Source organism: Terriglobales bacterium, from assembly GCA_035487355.1.
Lineage (GTDB): Bacteria > Acidobacteriota > Terriglobia > Terriglobales > Acidobacteriaceae > QIAW01.
In genome coordinates this window covers 1-23,783 of sequence record DATHMF010000062.1, presented here as the reverse complement: position 1 = coordinate 23,783, position 23,783 = coordinate 1, and the positions used below count along the sequence as shown (strand labels likewise).

General features: G+C 54.4%; 25 protein-coding genes. 18 read left to right on the top strand and 7 right to left on the bottom strand.

Annotated features, from left to right (window positions below):
- Window positions 1-2 precede the first annotated feature (2 nt).
- Entirely contained in the window at window positions 3-530 is a 528-nt protein-coding gene (locus tag VK738_11850) for a YetF domain-containing protein (protein HTD23342.1), read from the bottom strand.
- A 3-nt stretch (window positions 531-533) separates the two neighbouring features.
- Window positions 534-1,310: a hypothetical protein gene (locus tag VK738_11845; GenBank protein ID HTD23341.1), complete on the bottom strand. Its 777-nt coding sequence runs from the start codon at window positions 1,308-1,310 to the stop codon at window positions 534-536.
- A gap of 295 nt (window positions 1,311-1,605) precedes the next feature.
- On the opposite strand from VK738_11845, the gene VK738_11840 reads away from it, so the two are divergent.
- The 17 genes from VK738_11840 to VK738_11760 all read left to right on the top strand — a co-directional run bounded on the left by VK738_11840 (window position 1,606) and on the right by VK738_11760 (window position 18,965).
- On the top strand, window positions 1,606-2,058 hold the full coding sequence (locus VK738_11840; protein ID HTD23340.1) for a hypothetical protein: 453 nt from the start codon (window positions 1,606-1,608) through the stop codon (window positions 2,056-2,058).
- Between the two features lie 14 nt (window positions 2,059-2,072).
- Window positions 2,073-3,323: a zinc ribbon domain-containing protein gene (locus tag VK738_11835; protein HTD23339.1), complete on the top strand. Its 1,251-nt coding sequence runs from the start codon at window positions 2,073-2,075 to the stop codon at window positions 3,321-3,323.
- Window positions 3,324-3,360: 37 nt separating this feature from the next.
- Window positions 3,361-4,395: a hypothetical protein gene (locus VK738_11830; GenBank protein HTD23338.1), complete on the top strand. Its 1,035-nt coding sequence runs from the start codon at window positions 3,361-3,363 to the stop codon at window positions 4,393-4,395.
- On the top strand, window positions 4,392-5,708 hold the full coding sequence (locus tag VK738_11825; GenBank protein HTD23337.1) for a hypothetical protein: 1,317 nt from the start codon (window positions 4,392-4,394) through the stop codon (window positions 5,706-5,708). The genes VK738_11830 and VK738_11825 overlap by 4 nt, the downstream gene beginning before the upstream one ends.
- Window positions 5,709-5,811: 103 nt before the next feature.
- Window positions 5,812-6,891, top strand: coding sequence for a glycine oxidase ThiO (gene thiO / locus VK738_11820; protein HTD23336.1), 1,080 nt, complete (start codon window positions 5,812-5,814; stop codon window positions 6,889-6,891).
- A gap of 40 nt (window positions 6,892-6,931) precedes the next feature.
- Window positions 6,932-8,311: a dipeptidase gene (locus tag VK738_11815; GenBank protein ID HTD23335.1), complete on the top strand. Its 1,380-nt coding sequence runs from the start codon at window positions 6,932-6,934 to the stop codon at window positions 8,309-8,311.
- Window positions 8,312-8,398: 87 nt separating this feature from the next.
- Window positions 8,399-8,656: a DNA gyrase inhibitor YacG gene (yacG, locus tag VK738_11810; protein ID HTD23334.1), complete on the top strand. Its 258-nt coding sequence runs from the start codon at window positions 8,399-8,401 to the stop codon at window positions 8,654-8,656.
- The gene (locus VK738_11805) at window positions 8,637-9,161 is read left to right on the top strand and encodes a phosphatidylglycerophosphatase A (GenBank protein HTD23333.1); all 525 of its coding nucleotides are present in this window, start codon (window positions 8,637-8,639) and stop codon (window positions 9,159-9,161) included. Before yacG ends, VK738_11805 begins: the two co-directional genes overlap by 20 nt.
- Before the next feature lie 8 nt (window positions 9,162-9,169).
- Window positions 9,170-10,222 (top strand): hypothetical protein, encoded by a 1,053-nt coding sequence (locus VK738_11800; protein HTD23332.1) that lies wholly within the window; start codon window positions 9,170-9,172, stop codon window positions 10,220-10,222.
- 127 nt (window positions 10,223-10,349) lie between these two features.
- Window positions 10,350-11,600 (top strand): competence/damage-inducible protein A, encoded by a 1,251-nt coding sequence (locus tag VK738_11795; GenBank protein ID HTD23331.1) that lies wholly within the window; start codon window positions 10,350-10,352, stop codon window positions 11,598-11,600.
- A gap of 121 nt (window positions 11,601-11,721) precedes the next feature.
- Window positions 11,722-12,297: an RNA 2',3'-cyclic phosphodiesterase gene (gene thpR, locus VK738_11790; protein HTD23330.1), complete on the top strand. Its 576-nt coding sequence runs from the start codon at window positions 11,722-11,724 to the stop codon at window positions 12,295-12,297.
- 3 nt (window positions 12,298-12,300) lie between these two features.
- A complete protein-coding gene (gene plsY / locus VK738_11785; protein HTD23329.1) occupies window positions 12,301-12,987 on the top strand; it encodes a glycerol-3-phosphate 1-O-acyltransferase PlsY in 687 nt (228 codons plus the stop codon).
- Window positions 12,988-12,994: 7 nt separating this feature from the next.
- A complete protein-coding gene (locus VK738_11780) occupies window positions 12,995-14,005 on the top strand; it encodes an NAD(P)H-dependent glycerol-3-phosphate dehydrogenase (GenBank protein ID HTD23328.1) in 1,011 nt (336 codons plus the stop codon).
- Window positions 14,006-14,082: 77 nt separating this feature from the next.
- On the top strand, window positions 14,083-15,897 hold the full coding sequence (locus VK738_11775) for an HD domain-containing phosphohydrolase (protein HTD23327.1): 1,815 nt from the start codon (window positions 14,083-14,085) through the stop codon (window positions 15,895-15,897).
- Between the two features lie 116 nt (window positions 15,898-16,013).
- On the top strand, window positions 16,014-16,976 hold the full coding sequence (gene ftsY / locus VK738_11770; protein HTD23326.1) for a signal recognition particle-docking protein FtsY: 963 nt from the start codon (window positions 16,014-16,016) through the stop codon (window positions 16,974-16,976).
- Between the two features lie 33 nt (window positions 16,977-17,009).
- Entirely contained in the window at window positions 17,010-18,305 is a 1,296-nt protein-coding gene (ribD, locus tag VK738_11765; protein ID HTD23325.1) for a bifunctional diaminohydroxyphosphoribosylaminopyrimidine deaminase/5-amino-6-(5-phosphoribosylamino)uracil reductase RibD, read from the top strand.
- A 12-nt stretch (window positions 18,306-18,317) separates the two neighbouring features.
- Window positions 18,318-18,965 (top strand): riboflavin synthase, encoded by a 648-nt coding sequence (locus VK738_11760; GenBank protein ID HTD23324.1) that lies wholly within the window; start codon window positions 18,318-18,320, stop codon window positions 18,963-18,965.
- Window positions 18,966-19,319: 354 nt separating this feature from the next.
- Here VK738_11760 and VK738_11755 read toward each other — a convergent pair whose 3' ends face one another.
- Both VK738_11755 and VK738_11750 read right to left on the bottom strand, forming a co-directional pair.
- Entirely contained in the window at window positions 19,320-20,123 is an 804-nt protein-coding gene (locus tag VK738_11755) for a hypothetical protein (GenBank protein ID HTD23323.1), read from the bottom strand.
- A gap of 294 nt (window positions 20,124-20,417) precedes the next feature.
- A complete protein-coding gene (locus VK738_11750; GenBank protein HTD23322.1) occupies window positions 20,418-21,449 on the bottom strand; it encodes a hypothetical protein in 1,032 nt (343 codons plus the stop codon).
- 475 nt (window positions 21,450-21,924) lie between these two features.
- On the opposite strand from VK738_11750, the gene VK738_11745 reads away from it, so the two are divergent.
- Window positions 21,925-22,590 (top strand): Sir2 family NAD-dependent protein deacetylase, encoded by a 666-nt coding sequence (locus VK738_11745; protein ID HTD23321.1) that lies wholly within the window; start codon window positions 21,925-21,927, stop codon window positions 22,588-22,590.
- Window positions 22,591-22,599: 9 nt separating this feature from the next.
- Here VK738_11745 and VK738_11740 read toward each other — a convergent pair whose 3' ends face one another.
- From VK738_11740 to VK738_11730, 3 genes are all read right to left on the bottom strand, one after another.
- Window positions 22,600-22,920, bottom strand: coding sequence for a DUF5615 family PIN-like protein (locus VK738_11740; GenBank protein ID HTD23320.1), 321 nt, complete (start codon window positions 22,918-22,920; stop codon window positions 22,600-22,602).
- Window positions 22,921-23,130, bottom strand: coding sequence for a DUF433 domain-containing protein (locus VK738_11735; protein HTD23319.1), 210 nt, complete (start codon window positions 23,128-23,130; stop codon window positions 22,921-22,923).
- Between the two features lie 79 nt (window positions 23,131-23,209).
- On the bottom strand, window positions 23,210-23,783 hold a 574-nt coding region (locus tag VK738_11730), incomplete at its 5' end, for an SPFH domain-containing protein (protein ID HTD23318.1).

The following is a 23,783-nucleotide window of genomic DNA, read 5'->3' as shown; positions in this document are numbered from 1 at the left end:
TGTTACTGATGCTTTTGCAGGAACCTGAGCCGCGGATGCGCGGACACGTGGCTGGCGGGAACATCGTCGTACTTGAGAATGCTGATCGAACCATCCACTTCGAGCACGGCCAGGGAAATCTCCTGGATGCAGCTTATCCCGTGCTCGCGCATGGAGCGCTCCAATTCGTCGAAGGTAACGCGCTCGCGCGCCATGTGAGCAGGGATCAGTTGGCCGTTGTGCACCAGCAAAGTCGGTGATCCCTGCACAAATTTTCGGAAACGGCGGTTGACCCCTGACAGTTCAGCCACAAGAAAATTCAACGTAAGCAGCGTGGCGGCTGCAATGATCCCACCCAGGAGAGAGTTATCGGGCCCGACCATGGCATTCTGCACAGCGTTGCTCAACAACAGGAGCAGCGTCAGATCGAAGGGCGTCATCTGTCCTACTTCGCGTTTCCCGCTCAGACGGACGCCCACCAGAACAAAGAGATATATCACCCCTGTGCGGATGACAACTTCTAGTACACCGTGCCAGGTTCCCGGCCACATGCTTTATTGCACAGCCGGCTGGGGAGCGCCCTTGGGAGTGGAAAGATAACCGGAGATCTGGTCTTTTTGAATATCGTTCACTACCAATTCATACAACATATGGTCACGCCCGGTGTAAAACTGCAGCGGCTCAAAGATATTGCGGTCTTTCTTTTCGATGGTCCGGTCGTCGGCGAGAACATCGAGCGTGTATTTGTTTCTCTTGGCGTCGGTCTTGCGAAGCTGCAGGCTGATGGTTGAAACCGGCGTACGATCTTTCCCTTTTTTCAGGGTGAATTCGTAATAGTTGCGGTCTCCCCTGTGTTTGAGCGTATCAAGCTCATCACGCGTGCGCGCGATCAGACCGCTTTGCAAGCCTAAATCTCCAATGGCCCGCTCCAGCTTGGCCTTGGTGGCCTCCAGATCGCTCTTGGTCGAAGCCACATCACCCTTCACGCTTGTCACGTCAGTCTTGACGCCTGTGACTTCAGTATTTACAGCGGTTACCGCGGCGTTCGCCTCTTCGGCCAAACGGGTTTCCGCAGCCTGCTGTGAACGGCGCAATTCAGCCGAACGCGCGTTCAACTCTTTTTCCGTCATGCCCACCTGCGAAGCCAGGGTCTCACGATCGGCTTTAAGCTGAGCACTCAACTCAGTGATCTTTTTCTGCTGCTGCTGTTCAGAAGCTGTTTGCTGCGCCTGAATGGAGTTGATCTTGTCGTTCAACAGATAGAAAAGAACGGCAGAGACAATTACAAATACTGCAGCCGCTCCCAAAATGATCTTTGTTCCCATCGACATGCCCTCGGCGGGTTCTCTGGATACAACTTTACTATCACTATCTTCTAATAACATAAACCTACCTTTCACATTAGCGGGGTTCTTTAGGGGGCTTGCGAACCAATTCTTAAGCAAAACCGCGCAGGTGTCAACATTTCAGTACGGTCAACATGTCGAAAGTCACAAGATGAATAAACCTCAACCGAATGAAACGCGACCCTTGATTTCATCACATACCTTTATACGAGTATACGAGTTTTGGCTGCGGCATTTCAGCAGCCTGGGAGTAGAATTCGTAACACCAAAGGAGGCCATTATGGATCCGGCTACCATAGCTACCCTGACCGGAAGTGTTCTCTCGGTCATTACGCCTTATGTCATGAAGGGCGCAGACGAATTCGCCAAGCTGGTGGGAGAGACGGCATTCGAGAAAGCGAAGGGTTTATTCGCCGCTCTTAAGCACAAACTTTCCGGAGATCGCGAGGCCGCCGATACCCTGGCGCACTTCGAGGAGAAGCCACAGCGCTATCAGCCGGTGCTGCAGGATATCCTTGCGGAAAAGCTGGCACAAGACCCCGAATTTGCGGCCGAGATGGAGCGACACATCAAAGGCATGGGACCGGTGCTCGAAGTGGTGCAGCGGATGAAAGAAGCAGAAGGCGTGGTCGGTATTCAGGCCGGCCGCATGGCCAGCGGTACTGCACGGGTCACCCAGGAAATTGACATGGCCAAGCAAGTCACCGGGATGAAGATAGACAGCATCGGCTAAGTAAGAATCTTGACATGAAGTGTTCCGACTGCGGCTACGAAAAGAATCCCCAGTCTGCGCGTTTCTGCGTGGGCTGCGGCCGGCACTTGGTCGAGGTCCGCGAGACCCGCATCGAGATCATGCAGTCGGTGGGCGAGGTCGCTGAAGCCGGCCGGGCCACAGCCTTGCAGGTGGAAAAGATGACGGGCAACGTTACCATGAACGTTGTTCAGTTAAACTTGTCGCCAGAAATTCTTGCCAGGCTTGCCGCCATTTCTACAGAGGTGCAAGCCTCCTCGACCCGCCCCGGCCAGACGACAGCAACCGGAACAACCGCTACGGCAGAAGGCGCAGAAAAGAAAGCACATCAGGAGAAAGACCGCGAGTCCGTGCACGACGTGATCAGCGAACTGCTGAAGGTTGCTGAAGCCGAAGGGACACAAGCCATCAACGTGGGCGGAGTGCAGACCTCGCGCGCGGAGCTGCTGCTGAAAAAAGCTGTCCTGCTGAAGACCGACGCCGAACAGCTCATGCTCGATAGCGCCATCGCTATCGCCAAAGCCCAGCAGATGGGGCAGCCGCCCCCTCCTGCGGCATATGATGAGCGGGCCTTTAGCGCCAAATTCAAAGAGGCGTATTCCCTGCTGGACGAGGCGCACAAGCTTGATGCGGGCAATACCGAAGTCATGCTGCACATGGTACAGATTCTGACTACGACCCGACCGGACGACACACAAGAAGCGCAGCGGTTATTGTTTCGAATTCAGAGCTTGCTCAATCCTCCTAAAGACGAAACGGAGAAGTTTCGGCTTGCCCAAGCCAAATTTCTTCAAGGCGTGCTGCCTGGAAGCCCTCACCCGCCCTCGATCCAGGCTGCCCGTGCCATGTTCGAACAGCTTGGACGTGTGGATTGGGTACAGCAGTGCGACTTCGTTCTGCAACAAACTGCGCCGCAAGCAATGGTGGGGCAGGCGCCGGGCGCACTCGCTGTTTTTCAGCCCGTAGGCCGATGGCAGGTCAGGGCCAATGATGGAAGCGTGGCGTTGGTGGAAATCTATCCTAACGGCAGCTTCGCCAGCACCTTGCAGGGCGGCGTTTACGGATACGGCGCGCAGTCAGCCGGACAATGGGGCTTTATCCCGGCAAATAATTTTCTGCGCTTCCAAGGGCTGGTGAACGGCTTCATGCCGTTTGATCTCGGCATGGCCATCCAGGGTCAGCAAAACGGCATGTACATGGCGACAGGCACAGACAGCAAAATGTATTTCTTCCAGCGGCTCGCGTGAAGAAAAAAGGTGACAGCTCTAGTTTGAAAGGCTTATTTTGGCCGATGCATATTCAATTCGCGAATCTCTACAAGGAGCTCTGCAGGATTTTGTTCGGGGGAGTGGTTTTACGTGCGTCCACCTTGAAGCGATGATCCGTGAATTTGTTAGTTTCTTAGCATCCTATCGTGAGGAAGACACGCCCCTTTTCCCTGAGGTTTTCGTGTTTACCTCCCCGGATGGATTGAAAGCCTTAGCGCCAAGCAGTGACCAAATGACTTTAGGTAAAGAAGACTTAGATGCCGAGGCCGTTGTTACTATCTTAAAAAACTGTGCACCTTTGGCCAAGGATGGATGGGCAATTTTTGTTGTTAAAGAAAATGGGCAACTACGATATGGCGTATTTCGCTCGATCCGTCACTCCCTAGCAACTGTCGCGGTGGAATCTATGTGTGATCTGGGAAAAGACTTACCAGTCATACTAGTTCGCAATCGTGGCCATCTCACAGTTGAGTTGCGCAACACCAACGGTGAATTTTTCACAGTTTCTCTCACGACCACTCCCGCGAAAGGATCTACACTCGAGAAACATGTCAGTAGTTTTGTGGAAGCGGCGACGGCCTCTTTAGAGAACGCTGAACGTTTCAAGCAGTATTTTCACCGTCTTTTGACTGAAATCCTTCAGCGCTGTCATGGCACATTACTCGCAGTCATCCCCTGTTCACTGGACAAAGAGAATCTTGGTTCTTTACAAGACGGTGTTTGGCCAGAGCCTCCACTTAAGCTTCACAATCTCTATACTGAGGCGATGAGCACAAATACTGCCGAAGCGGTCGCCAACCTCCATGCTGCCGAGATACTCTTGACGGGAATGATCAATAGTGACGGAGTAGTCGTTTTCAATAGCAAAGGGGCTGTTGTGGCCTTCCATGTCTTCTTACAACCACAAGAAAAGGAACGGAATAGCTTGTCAGACGAAGGTGGTGGCAGGCGTAGAACATATGAACTAATGAAGTTGAGACTTAAGGCGGGCTTTGCAGCCGTATTTTTTCGCTCCCACGATGGAGACACAAAATGCGAGGTGAGCCAATGACCCCGAATGAAAAAAGCATTCAGGTATGGTCGCCATCAGACTTAATCATAATTCCGTCTGGTTCACAACCAGAAGAGATTGTAGAATTCGCCAAACCACAACTATCCAGCCGAGATATGAAGTCTATTGTTACGGCATTTCAAGCTGAAAGCTATGAAATGGTCGCAACATTTGTTTGGACAAAGGCTTCCGCCGTACTAAAAAAACAAATTGCGACTCTTGGAATGGATTTCGTTGGCGAAATGCTTGGTCGTCCTGATTTGGATGAGGATTCTGATCCAGCAACTTCGATTGCAGACCATGAAGCGATTTCACTAGCTGAAGATCTCTGCCTCATAACAAGTACGCAGGGACTGAGATTAAAACATGTCTTAGAGTTAGTAACCCATTTTACAGAATTGGAACAAGAAGCAGCAGAACAAGAGATGATGGCCCGCGAAGAGGCTTTAATACTCTTGAAAACATGCATCGCTAGCATCTTAGGCAAGCCTAACTTTGAAACCGCGATCAAATTTGCTGATTTTCGAAAAGCTTTAGGTAAACGAACACTTAAACCAGACGACGGCGGTACGCTAGCGATCACAGGCGCACCTTATTTCTTTATACGAACGACCCTTAGCGTATTACTCTCTTTGGTGAAAACTGGTAAAGGTGCAGTACAGGAACATGCGATAGGAAACGTCTCTGTTCTCCTTCCGTTAATTTGGCCGAAGCTTCGCGAACCTGAAAGATGGCAAATTGGACAAGCTTATGCAGAAGTAAATTCTGAGGGGGACAGGGCCGCATCTGCCGGTCTGAAGAAATCACTTCTAAAAGTACATGGGTTTGATTACGTTCCTGAATCGCTGCGCTCAAACACTTTCTCGGAAGCTGCCGCTCGAGTGCTCGCAGCACATTTTGGTTTTAACAATTTTCACAATGAGCAGGAACCGATGGCTATATTAGCTAGTTTAGGAACTGCTATACCGCGACCAGCATTCGCTAAGTGTATGGAGGCAACCCTAGCCGTCTGGCTTGGTAATTCTTGGGGGGTTTCATTCGCTGCAGCGCCTTCAGCTAGGAAATTACTCGATTCATTACGATCGGAGCAATGGGAATACTACTTCAATGAATGTCTGCGACGAGACCGAACAGTCTTAGACAAATTGAGTGGCGATACAAAGCCAATGCAACGCTGGAAGTCGCTTATTAGCGCATATAATCCTCAACGATTTTCTATACGAGAGCTGTCAGTTCGCAAACTATTGAATGCGACCACTATGGATACATTAAGACATTGGGCCGAACAATTACGAAATAATGTTAATGAATAACCACTTGGCAAAAGCCTCACTATGACTGTCCTTCCGTTTCGCTCTTGTATTTTTCCATTACTCTTTGTTATTTCCAATGCTTACGGGCTTCAAGAAACTTAAAATGACAGAGATGAAATCCTGGGACGCAATCATTCTGGGCGGAGGCATTATTGGGCTGTCGCTCGCGCGTGAACTGCGCCGCCACGGCGCAAGCGTGCTGATCATCGAGCGCAGCGAACCCGGCCGCGAAGCTTCATATGCCGCTGCCGGCATGCTGGCGCCCTGGGGAGGCGACCTGCCACCGAGCCTGCAAAGTCTGGCTGAGATTAGTGCGCGTATGTATCCGGAATTTGTTGCCGAGGTCGAGGACGAATCCGGCCACAAGGTGGATCTGCGCGACCAGGGGGCGATTGTCTTCTTTTCCGACCACGAACATAGCCAACTGCCCGAAGGAGCTATGCCTCTGGCAGCAGAGGAGCTCGGTAAGTTGGAGCCGCATATTTCCGCGAGCGACCGGGCGTTCCGGTTGGAGGAACGCAGTGTTGATCCTCGTGCGCTGGCGGCAGCATCGTTCCAGGCCGCCAGACATCACAACGTGGATGTTGTCTCCGGCTCCCCGGTTACGCAGATTACGCGTGAAAGCAGCGGATTGTCTGTTCACACAACACACAGCCATTACCCCGCAGCATGGGTTGTAAATTGCTGCGGTGCATGGGCAGGAGAGATCAAAGTTCAGGGGACAGATTCATGCAATGTTCCCGTGCATCCGGTCAAAGGACAGATGCTGAGTGTTGTTGCACCACAGGCAACGTTGCAGCGCGTGGTGCGCACGCCAGAAGTTTATCTGGTGCCGCGCAGTGATGGACGCATCCTGATTGGGGCCACGGTAGAAGAGGCCGGCTTCGACAAACGGGTTGACCCGGCGGACATCCGGCTGCTGCGTCAGGAGGCAACGAAGTTTGTGCCACAACTCGGCGAAGCCAGGATGCTGGAGGCTTGGGCCGGGCTGAGACCTTCGACGCCCGATGATCTCCCTATTTTGAGCGCCACTGAAACCCCCGGTTACTTCGTGGCCACCGGACACTTCCGCAATGGAATTCTGCTGGCGCCGATCACCGCGCAACTCATGGGTGAGCTTGTGCGTGGATCGCAACCGGAGCTGGATATTTCCAGCTTCGCGCTGGCGCGATTTCAAAAGTGAGTTTGGTCACGCTATACTTTTATTAATTAGGAGTGCCAACTTGAATTCTCCCACTGCTGTTACCTACGCCCGCGATAATCAGCAACGTTTTTTGAGTGAACTGAAGGAGCTGTTACGCATCCCCAGCATCAGCACGCTGCCGGAGCATAAAGGAGATATTCTCCGCACAGCCGAACTCATTGCCACACATCTGCGCAATATTGGAATGGAACATGTGGAAGTGATTCCCACCGCAGGCCATCCCTTGGTTTACGCTGACTGGCTCAAAGCCGCGGGCAAGCCTACCGTGCTCTGCTATGGGCACTACGACGTGCAGCCGCCTGATCCGCTGAATGAATGGCACACGCCGCCTTTTGAGCCCACCGAGCGCAACCAGAACCTCTACGCTCGCGGCGCCGTGGATGACAAAGGCCAGATGTACATGCACGTCAAGGCGCTGGAGTCGCTGATGAAAACCGGCGGCGGCAAGCTTCCGATCAATGTACGCCTGCTGATTGAAGGCGAAGAAGAGGTCGGCGGAGAATCCATTGCCAAGTTTGTGCGTGAGAGTAGCGACAGGCTGAAAGCGGACGTTGCGCTGGTCTCAGACACCGAGATGTTTGCCCCCGATCTGCCTACACTGTGCGTCGGCCTGCGCGGCATGGTGTATACCGAACTCGAAGCCACTGGAGCAATGACCGACCTGCATTCCGGCATGTACGGTGGAGCAGCCCCGAATCCATTCGATGCGCTGGCAAGATTGATTGTGAAATTGAAAGACGAGAAGGGGAAGATTCTGATCCCTGGTTTTTATGATCGCGTAGGAAAGCCCAGCGCAGATGAGCTGAAGGCGTGGGGCTCGCTCCCCTTCGACGTGGAGCACTTCCGCAAGACGGAAGTCGGCTCCAAAGAACTGACCGGTGAATCGGAATTCTCCGTGCTGGAGCGCGTTTGGGCACGTCCCACGCTCGAAGTCCATGGCATGCCGGGCGGATTCATTGGTGCAGGGGCCAAGACCGTGATCCCGGCACGCGCCTCCGCTAAAATTTCCATGCGCCTGGTTCCCGACCAGCATCCCGCTGAAATCTTCAAGCTCTACAGCGACTTCGTGCAAAAGAATGTTCCCAAGGGAATTTCCGTCAACATCAAGCAATTCAGCATTGCCGATCCCATTGTCATTAAGACCGATAATAGGTTTGTGCGGGCTTCAACTCAGGCCATGAAAGAGGTATTCAATAAAGATACGGTCTTTATTCGGTCTGGTGGCTCGATCCCCATCGTGGCAGATTTTGAGAAGCACCTGAAAATTCCCAGTGTGATGATGGGCTTCGGCTTGCCGGATGACAACCTGCACGCTCCCAACGAGAAATTCCACATCCCGAATTTCTATCGCGGCATCGAATCCATTATTCGCTTTTTCCAGAAGGTGGGCGAAGCGTAAACATTAGTTTCGAGTTTCTGGTTTTCAGCGAACTCGGAACTGATAGAACGGCAAGTGCCTGAGCTGAGAACTGAGAACTTCTTTACTATGGCGAAGAAAACTCGCAGCCTGCGCTGCCCGATTTGCAAAAAGATTGTTCTGTATTCCGAACCAGAGTTCCCTTTTTGCAGTGAACGCTGCCGGACCATTGATTTAGGCAAATGGGCCAGTGGTGCATATGTAATTTCCACACCGGTTAACGACCCGGAAGAGCTGATCAACGCCGAGACAGCAGCAGAAAGAAAACGGCAGGCGCTGGAAGACGAGGAGCTACCGCACAATCCGAATGAACGCAAGATCCAGTGAGTCAGAGGTTGAAGAGCAGGAACAGGAGCCGCGCACAACTTTCGCGTGGCTGCTGGGAACTTTTTTTGGCATCGGATTCCTTCAGCCCGGTTCTGGCACGTGGGCTTCCCTGTGCACAGCAGCGCTCTGGTGGGCAGTGGGGTATTTTTTTATCCCAGGTGGATTGCAATGGCTCTACACCACGGTTGCGGCCTGCGTAGTGATCATGGTTGGGATACCGGTTTCTTCCATTGTGGCCCGGGAAAGCGGCATCAAAGACCCCGGTCACGTGGTGATTGATGAAGTCGCCGGTCAACTGATCTCCATGATCCTGGTGCCGCTGCGTTGGCAATATGTTTTGGCGAGTTTTATACTCTTTCGTGGATTCGATATTCTGAAGCCACCGCCAGTGCGTCAACTGGAAAAATTGCCGGAGGGTACCGGCATCATGATCGACGATGTGGGCGCAGGAATTTATGCGAACATCGTATTGCAGGTGCTGATTCACTTTCGGATTTTGCATTAAAAGTCGCCATGGGTATCTCTGATCTTATCGGGAAGAAAAACGTGAACGGCAAACCGCGTATAGAAGCGGTTGTGCCGCCAGCGGCGTTGCCCGGAGGCGAGGTACGCATCCTGGGCGCGGGGCTGAGGCCTCCCGCCATGAAGCGGCCGGCAGTGCAATTCGGCGGGGCCGAGGGCGCGGTGCTCATCAGCTCCGATGATTTTATGGTGGCGCGTGTGCCCGAGGGTGCGGCTTCGGGAAATGTAGTAGTCATCGCGGATGGCTCCAGCAGCAATCCTCATGAGATTCGCATTGCAGTCCCGGTGGCGGAAAATCTGCATCCGGTGACCAATCCTGCTCTCGACCACGAAGGCAATATCTTTGTGACCTTCTCGGGAAGCCGCGGCCAGAAGGTTCCGGTCTCCATTTTCAAGATTGATACCAACTACACCGTGCGCCCGTTCCTCAGCGAGATGATGAACGCCACCAGCATCGCCTTCGATCGCTCCGGCCAGATGTACGTCTCTTCACGGCATGATGGCACGGTCTACCGGGTTGCGCCGAATGGGACCATGTCCTCTTACGCAGAGGGCATGGGAATCGCCACCGGCATCGCCTTCGACCGCAACGAAAATCTTTACGTAGGCGACCGCAGCGGAACCATCTTCAAAATTTCCCGCGACCGGCAGATTTTTGTCTTTGCCACGCTCGAGCCCAGCATCTCGGCGTATCATCTCGCCTTCCACCCCGATGGTTCTCTCTTCGTCACCGGTCCCACCACATCCAGTTATGATTCCGTTTACCGCATTGACGATCACGGGACCGTAAACGTCTTTTATCGCGGACTGGGCCGTCCGCAGGGACTGGCCTTCGATATTGACGGCAACATCTACGTGGCCGCCTCGCTGGCCGGCAAGCGCGGCATCGTAAGAGTCACGGCTGACCGTCAGGCGTCGCTGGCCGTCGCCGGCAACGGACTGGTTGGATTGGCCTTCGCCCCCGGCAAAGCCGCCGTGCTGGCTACCGCCAGCGGCGTGCATCATTTGGCGTGGGGCATCCAGGGAAAACCACTGCTCGATTAGGACAAGCAATCAGCATTCAGCCCATGAATTTTCTCCGTGTCTCTGTGCCTCGTGGTGTAACTGGAATATTTCTTTGATTTTGTCGGGCCGCCCATAGTTTGCCCTCAGTCGGTTAAACTTTATATTCGTGCTTGCTGAAATCATCGCCGTCGGCTCCGAGCTGCTTACACCTTTCCGCCAGGACACCAATTCCCTTTTTTTGACCGAAAGGCTCAACCTGCTGGGGATTGACGTGGGCTTCAAGACTGTGGTGGGTGATGACCACGCGCATCTGGTTTCCGCGGCGCGCATTGCGCTGGAGCGCTCTGACCTGGTGATCTTCATGGGCGGCCTGGGACCGACGGAAGACGACCTCACACGCGAAGCCGTGGCCCAGGCGCTGAATCTGCCTTTGCGGCGTGATGCGGATATTGTCGCCAAGCTCTATGCCCGCTTCGCCAAGCGCCGCATCAAGATGGCGGAGAACAACCTCAAGCAGGGTGATGTGATTGCCGGGGCTGTGCCTCTGGAAAATCCCAACGGCAGCGCTCCCGGGCAGTGGCTGGAGGGTTCCGTCGGCCACCTGAATAAAGTTGTCATACTTCTGCCCGGACCGCCTCAAGAGCTGAAGCCACTCTTCGACACGCAATGCATGGAACGCCTGCGTGTGCGCTTCAAAGATAATCAGCTATTTATCGCCAAGCGCGAGCTGCGGGTCGCCCTCATGCCGGAGTCGGAGTGTGACGCGCGCATTGCGCCCATCTACAAAAAGCATAAAGAAGTCCAGACCACGATCCTGGGACACGCTGGCGAGGTACAGATTTACCTGAAAGCCACGGCTGCTTCGGAGGAAGCAGCCGAAAAGCTGGTATCGGAACTTTCGGAAAAAATAGAAGACGAACTCGATGACTTTGTCTTCTCACGGGCCGGCGAGTCGCTGGAGCAGATTGTCGAATATTACCTGGAGATGCGCGGGGCGACGATTGCGGTCTCGGAATCCTGCACCGGTGGTTTGATCGGCCAGCGGCTGACCTCGCTCAGCGGCAGCTCGCGCTCGTTTGTGGGCGGAGCAATTGTCTACTCCGACGATCTCAAGACTCTTTATAGCGGTGTGCCACCGCTCCTCATTGCTGAACACGGCGCTGTGAGCCGCGAGGTGGCCGCAGCCATGGCTGAAGGAATCCGCAAACAGTGCAACTCTACCTACGGTCTTGCCGTCACTGGTATCGCCGGCCCTAAAGGTGGGACAGAAGAAAAACCCGTGGGCCTGGTCTACCATGCTCTTTCCGACGGCAAGAAGACAGATGTAGTGAAGAGGCTTTTGCCGGGCGACCGCGAACGCATCCGCTGGGGGGCCAGCCAGCAGGCATTGGATATGGTGAGAAGAAGATTAATGTAAGTACGAAGTATGAAGTTAGAAGCACGATTTTTGATTTACGAACCTGTTCGATTTTGTCTGCGCTCTCTTTATGCATTTTCTGAGTACTGAGTACCGAGTACTGAGTACTTTGTGTTTAACCATGCGCCTCTTCGTTGCCATTGATCTTGATGACGCCATCCAGCAGCGCATTGAGCGTTTCATGGAGAGCGTGCGCGAATCTGCGCCCGAGGTGCGTTGGGTTTCACCTGCATCCCTGCACATCACGCTCAAATTCATTGGTGAAAGCGCGCAGCACGACACCATCAAGGAAAAGCTAAGCACGATTCAAGCGAGGAAGACGCAAATCAGCTTTCGCGGCATCGGCTTCTTTCCTACTCCCCGATCGCCCCGCGTCTTCTGGATCGGGGTAGAAGCAGATGATCATCTTGTTCAGGCGGCCCGGAGCGTGGATGAAGCCCTGCTTCCACTGGGCATAGAAAAGGAAGAGCGCGCTTTCACCCCGCATCTCACACTGGCACGCAGCGGTTCGGGCAATCCCCAGCGAGAGCGTACGGATGGGCCAAACAAGAAGTTTCAACACCTGCAAGAGCGGCTGGCCAGGATGACGCCGCCCGACTTCGGTACAATGACGGCTCACGAGTTCTTTTTGTATCAGAGCAAGACCGCCCCCAGCGGCGCGGTTTATACCAAGCTGGCTCGATTTGAACTGCAATAGATTTTGAAGCGGCTATTTGTTGTTTTCTTAACCATGCGGACGGACTACATCATCGTAGCGGTTGTGTCATATCTGATCGGATCAATACCGTTTGGTTACATCCTGGTTCGCCTGTTTAAGAAGCAGGACATACGCACTACAGGGAGTGGCAACATCGGCGCAACCAACGTAGCCCGCACTGCTCCTGGGCTGGGAATAGCGACCCTGCTTTTAGACGGGCTCAAGGGATTTCTTCCACTTTGGTTTCTAGGACGGCACATCCTTATTTCTTATGATGCCGATGTTAGCGGTGGGGTCATGCTGCTTTCATTGGCAGCACTCTTTGCTGTCCTGGGTCATATGTTCCCGGTATGGCTGAAGTTTCACGGCGGTAAAGGCGTGGCTACTGCTGCGGGAGTTTTTCTCGCGCTTTCCCCCAAGGCCATTGGTTTGTCCCTGCTGGTTTTCCTGGTGATTTTTGTCGTCACGCATTACGTCTCTTTGGCCTCGATCGTGGCAACGGCATGCTTTCCAGCCTTCGCATATGGGCTGGAGAATTGGCGGCAGAGATCACTTCTAGTAACTTCAATTCTTATATCGCTGCTGATCATTGTGAAGCACCATGAGAACATCCGGCGTCTGGTGAGCGGCACGGAAAATAAGTTCGGCAAAAAGAAAGTGGAAGCCATGACCGCGGGAACGAAGGACTAAATTATTCATGTCTGACATTGCAATTATCGGCGCAGGCGCCTGGGGAACGGCGATCTCCATCGTACTAGGACGCAAAGGCACGCACCGTCTTCGCCTCTGGGCATATGAAAAAGAAGTCTACGAGTCTATACAGTCGAGCCGAAGCAACGCTTTATTTCTGCCCGGACAGCGGGTTCCCGAATCTGTCCGTGCAACCAATGACCTCGGCTCAGCCCTGCACAAAGCCGAGGTCGTCGTCAGTGCTGTGCCTTCGAACCATGGAAGACGCATCTTCGAACAAATGGCGCCACACCTGCACAACGGGATGGCCTTCGTCAGCGCCACCAAAGGCGTGGAGGAAGGCACGCTGTTGCGCATGAGCGAGGTGATTGAGCACGTCGTTTCCAAGTCGGCAGGCTTCACTCCTGCCATTGCCGCTCTGAGCGGTCCTACCTTCGCTCAGGAGGTCGCACGCGGCGATCCGACGGCAATTACAGCGGCTTCTAAAGATTCCTCTCTCGCCGGACGCATTCAGAGCGAATTCAGCGATCCCGCCTTTCGGGTTTACACCAATGACGATGTAATCGGAGTAGAGCTGGGCGGAGCGCTGAAAAATGTAATTGCTATCGCTGCCGGAATCTGCGACGGATTGGACCTGGGACACAACACCGTGGCTGCGCTCATCACCCGCGGATTGGCCGAGATTACCCGCCTGGCAGTAGCATGCGGAGCAAAACGCGAGACCCTGGCAGGATTGGCCGGCATGGGAGACCTGGTGCTTACCTGCACCGGCGGGCTCTCCCGCAACCGCACCGTGGGAGTGGAGTTGGGCAAAGGCCGCAAACTGCCTGAGGTCATTGCCGGTATGCACGGCATGGTGGCCGAGGGTGTGTTGACCACCAATGCCGCTATGGGACTGGCGCAAAAGTTCGGTGTGGAAATGCCCATTACGCAGCAGATGCACGCCATTCTGCACGACGGCAAGGCCCCCCGCGATGCTATCCGCGAACTCATGACCCGGCCGGGCAAAGTGGAATAGTGTACCTTCGATACATCGAAAGTTTCCCACTTTGGCGCCATTCCGCGATAGAATTCGCATCAACCCCGAATGTAGACATGCCTAAGCGTATACCGATTCTTTATCTCATCTTCGGCGTCCTGATCCTGGTCAGCGTTGGTCCGCTGGTGTGGTACGGCAACACCGTTGTGAATGATGAAAGCGACCGCCTGGTCACCAATGAGAAGCTGCTGCAGAACACGATTACGCGCTCGGTAGAAGAAGAACTGGCACAACGGCAAAGCAACCTGCTGACCATGATGGGCAATCTCGCCTCAGCCATCACCGTGGCCAGCGGAAGCGACCTGAAGGGCGAGCACCTGGATGCGCCCGAACTGCGTGCGCTGCTGGAAAAATTTGTTTCCTCATCGGAAAACATTTCTTACGCCACACTCATCGGATCTGAATCCAAGGGGAAGGGGATTACCGCGAAAAGGATCGAGATTGATGATTTCATGCTCCGCGAGCTGGAGCATGCCTTCGCAGCCGCACGCGAGGGCCGGCCTTATAACGGTCCAGCCATGCAGATGGGCGCCGGGAAACTGAGCAAAACCGTGACCCTGGTCAGTTCGCCGGTCACGGTAGAAAACCACTTCATCGGAATGATCGGAGTCATTGTTGATCAGCAGCCACTGTTGAACCGCTTGCGGGAAGACTCCAAGGGCGGACTGAACATTTATGTAGTGGATCGCCAGGGGCGGCTGGTCGCAGGCGCCGATTCTGCTTATGTAACCGGCGAGGACATGACGAACTTTGACATCGTGAAGGACTTCGTCAAGCAAGGCAGCAAGGCTAACGTTACCAAAACGATGGAATTCTCTGTCACTCGGAACAACACAAAAATTGACATGCTGGGGAGCTACCGTCCGGTTCCTTCCCTGGAGTGGGCTGTAGTGGCGCAGAAGACGCAACACGATGCCTACCTGGGCGTTTCTGATATGCAGAGCAAGAACCGCTGGCTGGCTCTTATCGTCATCTTGGTCAGCATTTTGATCAGCATCTTCGCCGCCAATCAAATCAGCCAGCCTGTCAAAACATTGACGGACTCCAGCCGTGCCATCGCCAAAGGAGACTTTTCCAAACGAGTTCGCCTGAAGAGCCGCACGGAAATCGGAGAGCTCGCTACTACGTTCAATACCATGAGCGCCGACCTGGAGCGGCTGGTCTTTGACCTCAAGAGCGCGGCCCAGGAAAATCGTTCGCTGTTTATGAGTTCCATCCAAATGCTGGCCGGTGCGGTTGACGAAAAGGACCCGTATACCAAAGGCCACTCTGACCGGGTCACGCGCTACTCCGTGATTTTGGCGACGGAGCTTGGATTGAGCAAAGAGGAAATTGAAAAAATCCGCATCTCAGCCCAACTGCATGATGTAGGCAAGATCGGGATCGAAGACCGCATCTTGAAAAAGCCCGGAGCGCTCACGCCTGACGAATTCGAGATCATGAAAACGCACACGTCCAAAGGCGCCAGCATCCTGCGTCCGGTAGAGGCACTGCGCGAGATGATTCCCGGAATCGAACTGCACCACGAATCGCTCGACGGCCGCGGCTATCCCCACGGATACAAGGCAGACCAGATCGGCCTGATGCCGCGCATCATCATGGTGGGTGACACCTTCGACGCCATGACCACCAACCGTCCTTACCAGGCGGCCATGGACCCGGAATACGTGGTGCGCATCATCAACTCGCTGGCCGCTGCAAAGTTCGACCCGCGCGTGGTGGCCGCTTTGACCGCTGTCTTTGAACGCGGAGTTTTGCGCCTGTACCGCGCCGGTACGGTAACCGGAGAACAAGTTGCCGCCGCTGCTGCAGCCGAAACTGCGGAAGCCGTTGCCGATGCGCCTGCTTCCCCTCCCGTGGCAGGAGATTGAGCGTTGGCGCTGTCCAGTGCCCCGCGCTCTCCAAACACATAAATTCTACCCATAACAAACCCCGTCCCGACTGCTCTATTGCGAGCACCGTATAATGGAATTTTCGGCAAACACGCATGGCGATTTCATTATTTGGCAGCAAGAAAAAAGAAGAAGAGCAGACCAGCAAGCCCGGCTTCCTGGAGAGAATGAAGCAGGCGGTCACGCGCACGCGCGAAAGCCTGAGCGAGCACATTGAAAGCATCGTCTCTTTCGGCAAGCAAATTGACCGCGAGACGCTTGATGACCTGGAAGCAACCCTCATTGCCGCCGACCTCGGCACTGCCACCACCCACGAGGTGCTCGAAAAACTGCGCGCGCAGGCTGACCGCAAGCAGATTGGCGACGTTGCTGAACTCAAGCGGCTGCTCAAGCAGGAGCTGTTGGCCATCCTGAATGCTGCGGTTGCGCCGGCAAGAGACGCCGAGCCGCCTGAAGTGATTCTGGTGGTGGGCGTGAATGGCACGGGTAAAACCACAACCATCGGTAAATTGGCGAACCTGCTGGGCAGCGATGGCAAATCTGTTCTTCTCTGTGCGGCAGATACCTTCCGCGCCGCTGCCATCGAGCAGCTCGAAATCTGGGGAGAGCGCACCCGCACCGAAGTGATTAAAACCAAGCCCGGAGGCGACCCGTCGGCCGTGCTCTTCGATGCTCTGCACTCCGCCAAGGCCCGCAAGATGGATTTCGTGATTGTGGATACGGCCGGCCGTTTGCATACCAAATCAAGCCTCATGTCCGAGCTGGAAAAGATGAAGCGCACCGCCGAACGCATTATTCCGGGAGCGCCGCATGAAGTTCTTCTGGTCATGGACGCCACCACAGGGCAAAACGGATTGCAACAGGCGCGGCAGTTCACGCAGTCTGCCGGGGTAACCGGCATTGTGCTCACGAAACTCGATGGCACAGCCAAGGGCGGCGTGGTTGTAGCCATCAGCCGGGAGCTGAAGCTGCCCGTGCGCTACGTAGGAGTAGGAGAAAAAGCCGGCGACTTGCTGCCGTTTGATGCCGAGGCATTTGTGAACTCACTGTTCGAATAACAGCCACAGATTAACAGGACGAGCAGACCTGAATTGAATCCTGAAGAAAAACATCACGACTTTATGCGCCAGGCACTTCTGCTGGCACGGCTAGGCATAGGATTGGCCGCGCCCAATCCCTATGTCGGCGCCGTTGTAGTGGACGCCGAGGGGAAGGTCCTGGGCAGCGGATTTCATACCTATGATGGCATCAAGCACGCCGAAGTAATTGCCATTGAGCAAGCCCAGAGCAAGAACGTTCCTCTGAAAGAAGCGACTCTTTATGTGAATCTGGAGCCGTGCTGTCATCAGGGGCGCACCGGTCCTTGCACGGAGGCGATTATCTCCTCGGGGATCAAGCGCGTCGTCGCGGCGATGCTTGATCCCAATCCACTCGTCCGGGGAAAAGGCATCGAGCAACTGAGTTCTGCGGGCATTGCAGTGATTGAAGGCGTGCTGGAAGATGAGGCGCGCAAGCTGAATGAAGCGTTTACGAAATATATCCGCTGGCATGAGCCGCTGGTCACGTTAAAAGCCGGAATGACGCTGGATGGCAAAATTGCGCCTCCGCCGGGGGAATCGGGTAATCCCACGGCTTTGGGCTCGGGGGGGGCGACCGGCGGGTGGATCACCAGCGAGACCGCACGTGCGCATGTTCAAGAGTTGCGCCACTCGAGTGATGCTCTGATGGTGGGCGTGGGGACGATCATTGCCGATGATCCTCTGTTGACCGACCGCACGGGAAGGCCGCGACGGCGGCCGCTGCTTCGCGTGATTGTGGATTCGCGCTTGCGGCTCCCCTTGGAATCACGCGTAGTCAAAACCGCGCAGGACGATGTGCTGGTTTTATGTTCGTTTGCCGAAGAGAAAAGGAAGCGCGAGTTTGAAGCGCGCGGCATTCGCGTGGAACAAGTCGCCATTGCCCACGCCGCTTCTGCACAGGCGCCCTCGGATAAAATCAGGCGCATGCCGGTCCGCCGCCGCACGGGAATTGGCGGCCCTCTTTTTCCCGAAATGGAATCAAGCGCGTCCGACGGCCGTCCGGATATGCGCAGTATGATGAAGCGCCTGGCGGAGATGCAGATCACCAGCTTGCTGATCGAAGGAGGCGCGCTGGTGAATTGGGCGGCGCTGGCAGCGGGCGTAGTGGACAAGGTCTTTCTCTACTACGCGCCAAAAATTCTTGCCGGGTCAGGCTCGGTGCCCTTCGCCCGTGGTGCAGGCTTTCGCCATATGGGAGAAGCTGCGCACGTGCAGCACGTCACCATCCATCATTTCGGAGAGGACTTCGCGGTGGAGGGATACATACGCGATCCTTACGATTTCAGCGCGATTCACGAGGCGGAGTAACCTGGAGACAGCATGTTCACAGGACTCATTGAAGAAGTAGGACGAGTCAGCGAAGTCGTCATAACCAATGGCGCTGGCCGCATCACCGTCGCCGCAGAGCGCGCAAGCCGTGCGTTGAAGCTGGGCGACAGCGTAGCAGTAAGCGGCGTCTGTTTGACGGCAGTAAGAATTGTTCCCGGCAGATCTTTCAGCGCAGACCTGGCTCACGAAACTGTTTCTCGCACTTCATTCAATCGTCTCGCGAAAGGGGCGCTTGTCAATGTGGAACTTCCCATGCGGGCCGGCACCCCTCTCGGCGGACACATTGTGCAGGGCCATGTAGATGGAGTCGGAAAATTACTTACCCTGGAAAAGATCAAGAGCAGCGATGACTATTGGCTGCAGATTAGCATTCCCCAGGAACTCATGCGCTATGTGGTAGAAAAAGGCTCGATTACTATCGAAGGCATCAGCCTCACGGTTGCCAAGGTACACGAAACTGAAGTTTCGATTGCAATCATCCCTCATACCCACAAAGCTACCAACCTGTACACGCTGCAGCCGGGCGCTCCGCTCAATATTGAAGTGGACGTGCTGGCCAAGTATGCGGAAAAAATGGCGCTGCAGAAACCAGGTTCATCTTCCATTACCCTGGAACGGTTGATAGAAGAAGGGTTCTAGAGAGTCGTCAGTCGTCAGTCCTCAGTCCTCAGGAAAAGCCTTGGCTTCGCCTTCGGGGGCCCCCTGCTGGCTTGGGTCGCGGAAAAGAAGCCTTTAGCCTTTGGCTTTTAGCTTTTAGCCAAAAACAAGAGTTCACCGCAGAGGACGCGGAGGAACGCAGAGGCGTGCATAGGCAAATCGCTCCGGCGACGGGATACTGCTCTTACGAATTTTCAAAGACCTAATGGGGCGTCATTCTAAGGGCTCCACGGTAAACCGCTTTACCCTCGCGCTTTGCTCGCGCTATTCCAAGTACGCCCTGCATTGCCTGGGAATGCTTTTTCTGAACCCTCTTAATCAACCTTTCTGTTTTCCTCAAACCTTACGGATGTCATCCGGGCCGTACTGGGGATAGCGGGACGGCTGCGGGGGCGGCGCGGGCTTGTTGGGAACGACGACCGGGGGAAAGGGTGAACTCCCGTGCAGGATTCGTCGCTGAGACTGGGGTGCTGGTTGATTTGGTGGTGCGGCGTTTGGGCTCGCGGCAGAATCAGTGCCGGGGCTGGTCTGCCGGGCTTGATCGGGCCGGGCTGGGTGTTTGTCTTCTGGTTGGTTTCGCTTGCCGGGCACGGCGGAGGGGGCCACGGTGCTCTGGCCGAGAATGGTTGGCTGCGGCTTGGCGTTGTTCTGATTCTGGTTATGGTCTTGGTCTTTGTTATGGTCATCAGTGCGCCGTTCCGAGCGAGGAATCGGGCTAAAGAAGAACTTTACCTGGTCAGGGCTGGTTTTTTTGGCGGCGCGACCGTCTTCCTGGCGCTGTTGGCGCGCTTTTTCTTTCAGGACAGCGAGGACGCTGTTGGCGACGTAGGTGAGGGTGCGGCCGGTGCGCAGGTCCATTTCACCACGGCAGATGTAGTTGGCGATGTCTTCGAGAAACTCGTGGACCTGGGAGAGATCTTGCAGGGGCCGGCGCTCGAAATGGGGCGGCAGGATGGTCTCAGGCGGACGGTTGCGGGCTTCCCCACCTTGCTTACGGGCCTGGGCTTGTTTTTCTTTCTGGCCGGGATCGTGGAAAAAGCAATAGGGTTTACCGGTCTGGGGATCGGCCTGGCAGCGGCTGCCGATTTTGCTGATGTGCCGGCAGCGGGGTTTGTTGCTAAAGATTTCTCTAATATTCATTCTTTGTGCCCTCCTTTCGGGTACTTAAGGAAAGGATGGCATGGATTGGGGTAGAATGAACAACATGGTGCCATAGTGGTATCATTCTGGGATCAAAGTATTGACATTTTGGAAGTCTCGAATTGCGATTTACGATTTTCTCTCATCTATTTCCGGTGTTTTCTCCCAAGCGAGAGATGAAAGGGCAGGAGTGAATGAGAGAATTCCCTGAAGCTGCATGGAACGATATGCATCCTCGGGTCCTTCGACTTCGCCGCGAAGCGCGGCTCCGCTCAGGATGACAGATCTAGGAAGCTAGCGTGTTTGTGTAATGCCTTCCAGCATTTTGTAAAACACCGGAACCTGAAATCTTTCGCCTGTAAAACTGGCGTACAACCGGGCAGGGCTGTAACAGTTGATATACGCAATGGATGCATCCCGGGGCTTTCCCCGCTCAGTCAAATAAGATGGCCAGTAGTCCACGCAGGTCAGAGGCGTATTACCGATCAAGAAGTCGCGCTGAGCAATCACGTTCTCAATCTTGGGCAGCCAATGCTCCGGGGCTGATGCTCCGAAATAAGCATAGGGTTGGGTGCCAACGCTCCAGCTTGAGAGAGGAACATCCCACCAATGAAGATACCGCGTGACGCTGAAACCCATGCCCCGACCCGCCAAACCTGAGATATAAGAATATCCGGGTTCCGATTGCGCATCCTGCTGCAGGATGATCCAGCTGGCGGGCACTCGAACCTGATACTCAGTCAAAACCTGGGTTCGAAATTCAAAGTGTGAGGCAATGCCCCACGATTCCGGTAAAAACAAGAAAACAAGCAGTACTGAGAGTGCGGGAAGCCACAATGAGTATCGGATCGCTCGATCTTTCCATCTGCGTTCGCGAGCGCTGGTTCCTGACTGGCGCTCGGCCAACCATCTCTTCGTCTCAAGCGCAACGCCTCGCTTTCTTAATTTCCTAACTACAAAAAACAGGGCGGGTATAAAGCCGCACCCGATCAATACGAGCAATACAATTAACCAAGCTATACTTCTGGAACTAACCCAATCGAGCACCATCCCGACAGCTACCAAACCGACCAACGCAGGCACACATCCGGCTCCCACTGCGAGGATGATTAAGGCTCTTCTTTTCCAGCGGTATGGGCCATATATAATTCGCGAAAAAACTGCGGCCAAGCCAGGGATCAACACAAGCTGCGCTGCTCCGGTAACCGTTTGACGAGTACCTGAGGTCGGGTAACCGGGGTTTGGGGTAACTATGCTCAGGAGAAGCACGATTTCAAAGAGGCAGTATGCAGCCACCGCCGCCACGATGATGATGGCTTTTTTCATTCAGTCATTTCTTTCAAAGCATATTAGGAACTATAGATTTAGAAACCAAAGCTCAGGGTAAAGTTCCCAGAAAAGCAACCCATCGGCGCAGTTTGTGGCGAGTTTTGTCCCACACGCGCTGGCGCGCGCGTGGGGCACCCAGGCAAGAGTGAATCGAGAGAATTCCCTGAAGCTGCATGGAACGATATGCATCCTCGGGGTCCTTCGACTTCGCCGCGAAGCGCGGCTCCGCTCAGGATGACACTTTTTGCAGGTGTCACTTTTTGTAAGTGCCACTTTTTGCAGGTGCCACTTTTGTTGGTGCCACTTTTTGTAGGTGCCACTTTTTGTAAGTGACGCTTTTTGTAAGTGCCGCTTTTCAAACGATGTCAAAAGAGCCAGGCAGTTTCTAACAAGTTAAAATGGCATAGTTTAATTTCTGTTGATGATTCCTATTCATCCTGACGACCGCGTATTTATCCTGACTGGAGCCGGTTTGAGCGCTGAGAGTGGCATCCCCACCTTCCGCGGCTCTGATGGGTTGTGGCGGAACTTTCGCATCGAGGACGTGGCTTCGCCGGTGGCTTGGAGAAATGATCCGCGGCTGGTTTGGGAATTTTATTCGTGGCGGCGCGAGGTTGCAGCGCAATGCAAACCGAATCCGGCGCACTTTGCCCTGGCGCAACTGGAACAGGCGCTCGGGGAGCGGCTCTTTCACTGCACACAAAACGTTGATGCACTGCTGGAGCAGGCGGGATGCGAGAACGTCTGGCACATGCATGGCAGGCTCATGCAGAGCCGGTGTGAACGGGCTGGGTGCAAGCGGCCCGCTTTTGACGACCGGAACTCCTATCCCAACCTGGAATCAGTTCCGCGCTGCGAGTGTGGTGGACGCATTCGTCCGCATATCTGCTGGTTCGGCGAAGTTCCCTACTACCTGGAAGACATCGCGGCTGCTCTTGATAGCTGCACGGTTTTTATCTGCATCGGCAGCTCGGGGGTGGTGCATCCGGCGGCGGGGTTTGCCGCCCAGGTGAAAAGCAAAAATGGAACACACAGCTATTACATCGGACCGGAAGAGCCTGCGAACAGCCGCTGCTTCGATGAAAGCTTCTGGGGCAAGGCAGGGGAGGTTGTGCCGAAGGTCTTTGAGGTCAAATAGAGCCTTGCGCTATCGCTTGATATGAATCAGCTTGTCTGGGTTGCTGCTATCCAAAGCGCGATGAAGCTGAGGCAGATAAGCTTTAATGTCTGCAAGACGACTGCTTCCAATCGAAAAGACCACGATTTTCAGATTAAACTTGCTTACGTTTAATTGTGCTTCAAGATTCTTATCTAGAGTGATGAATACCTCAAATCCCTTGTCAGCTAAAGCAAGCAAGTCACCATTCTTTTTTCCCGTCCAGCCCATTTCCTGAACTGTTTTGGCATCATGGTTCTTAAGCTCAAATTTCAACCTTCTCGGGATACACTCATCGAGCAGGATTTTCATTTATTCGGGAGAAACGAGCGAGATCTTGGCTTCTTCGAGCAAATGAATGGCTTGTTCGCGCCGGACAGTAGGAAAATCGGCGATAAATTCATCGAGGGAATCTCCTGCCTCTAAATAATCAAACAAAGCCTGCACTGGCACACGCGTGCCAGCAAAGACAGGAGCGCCTCCCAAAATGTCACGTGAACTTTGGATTTCGGAACTTTTCATAACTGATCTAATTCAAAAAGTATCACAGAACTACACCATCCCACAATTTGAGTGGCCCTTGGCCTCGTATATGACAAAGCTATTCAGGCCTTTGCACTCCCGCCGTTGCCGCCTTGGTTTGGTCGGAGACTTGGTTTCCCACGACAACACTCATGATCTGCTGCAGGTAGTCGGACATGGCGGAGGGCGAGTTGGGCATGAAGATGGTGTTGCTCTTATCCTGGGCGCCGATTTCCTTGAGTGTATCGAAGTACTGGGTCATGAGCACCAGCGCCATTACATCTTTCGCCGTCGCGCCCTCGATGCTCTGCTTAAACGCTTCCACCGATTCACGCAGCCCGTCAATGATGGCTTTGCGCTGATTGGCAATACCCTTGCCCTGCAGGGCTTTGCTCTCGGCTTCGGCCTCGGCCTGCTTGACCTTGAGGATCTTTTCCGCCTCGCCGCGCGCCTGGGCGGCAACCTGCTCGCGCTGCGCGGCATTGATATCGTTCATGGCCGATTTGACCTTGGGGTCCGGGTCCACATCAGTCACCAGCGCTTTAATGATGGCGTAGCCGAAGTCATCCATCACGGTCGTGAGTTCGCGCTTGACGGCATCGGCGATATCATCTTTTTTCTCGAACACATCATCCAGGTTCATTTTGGGAACG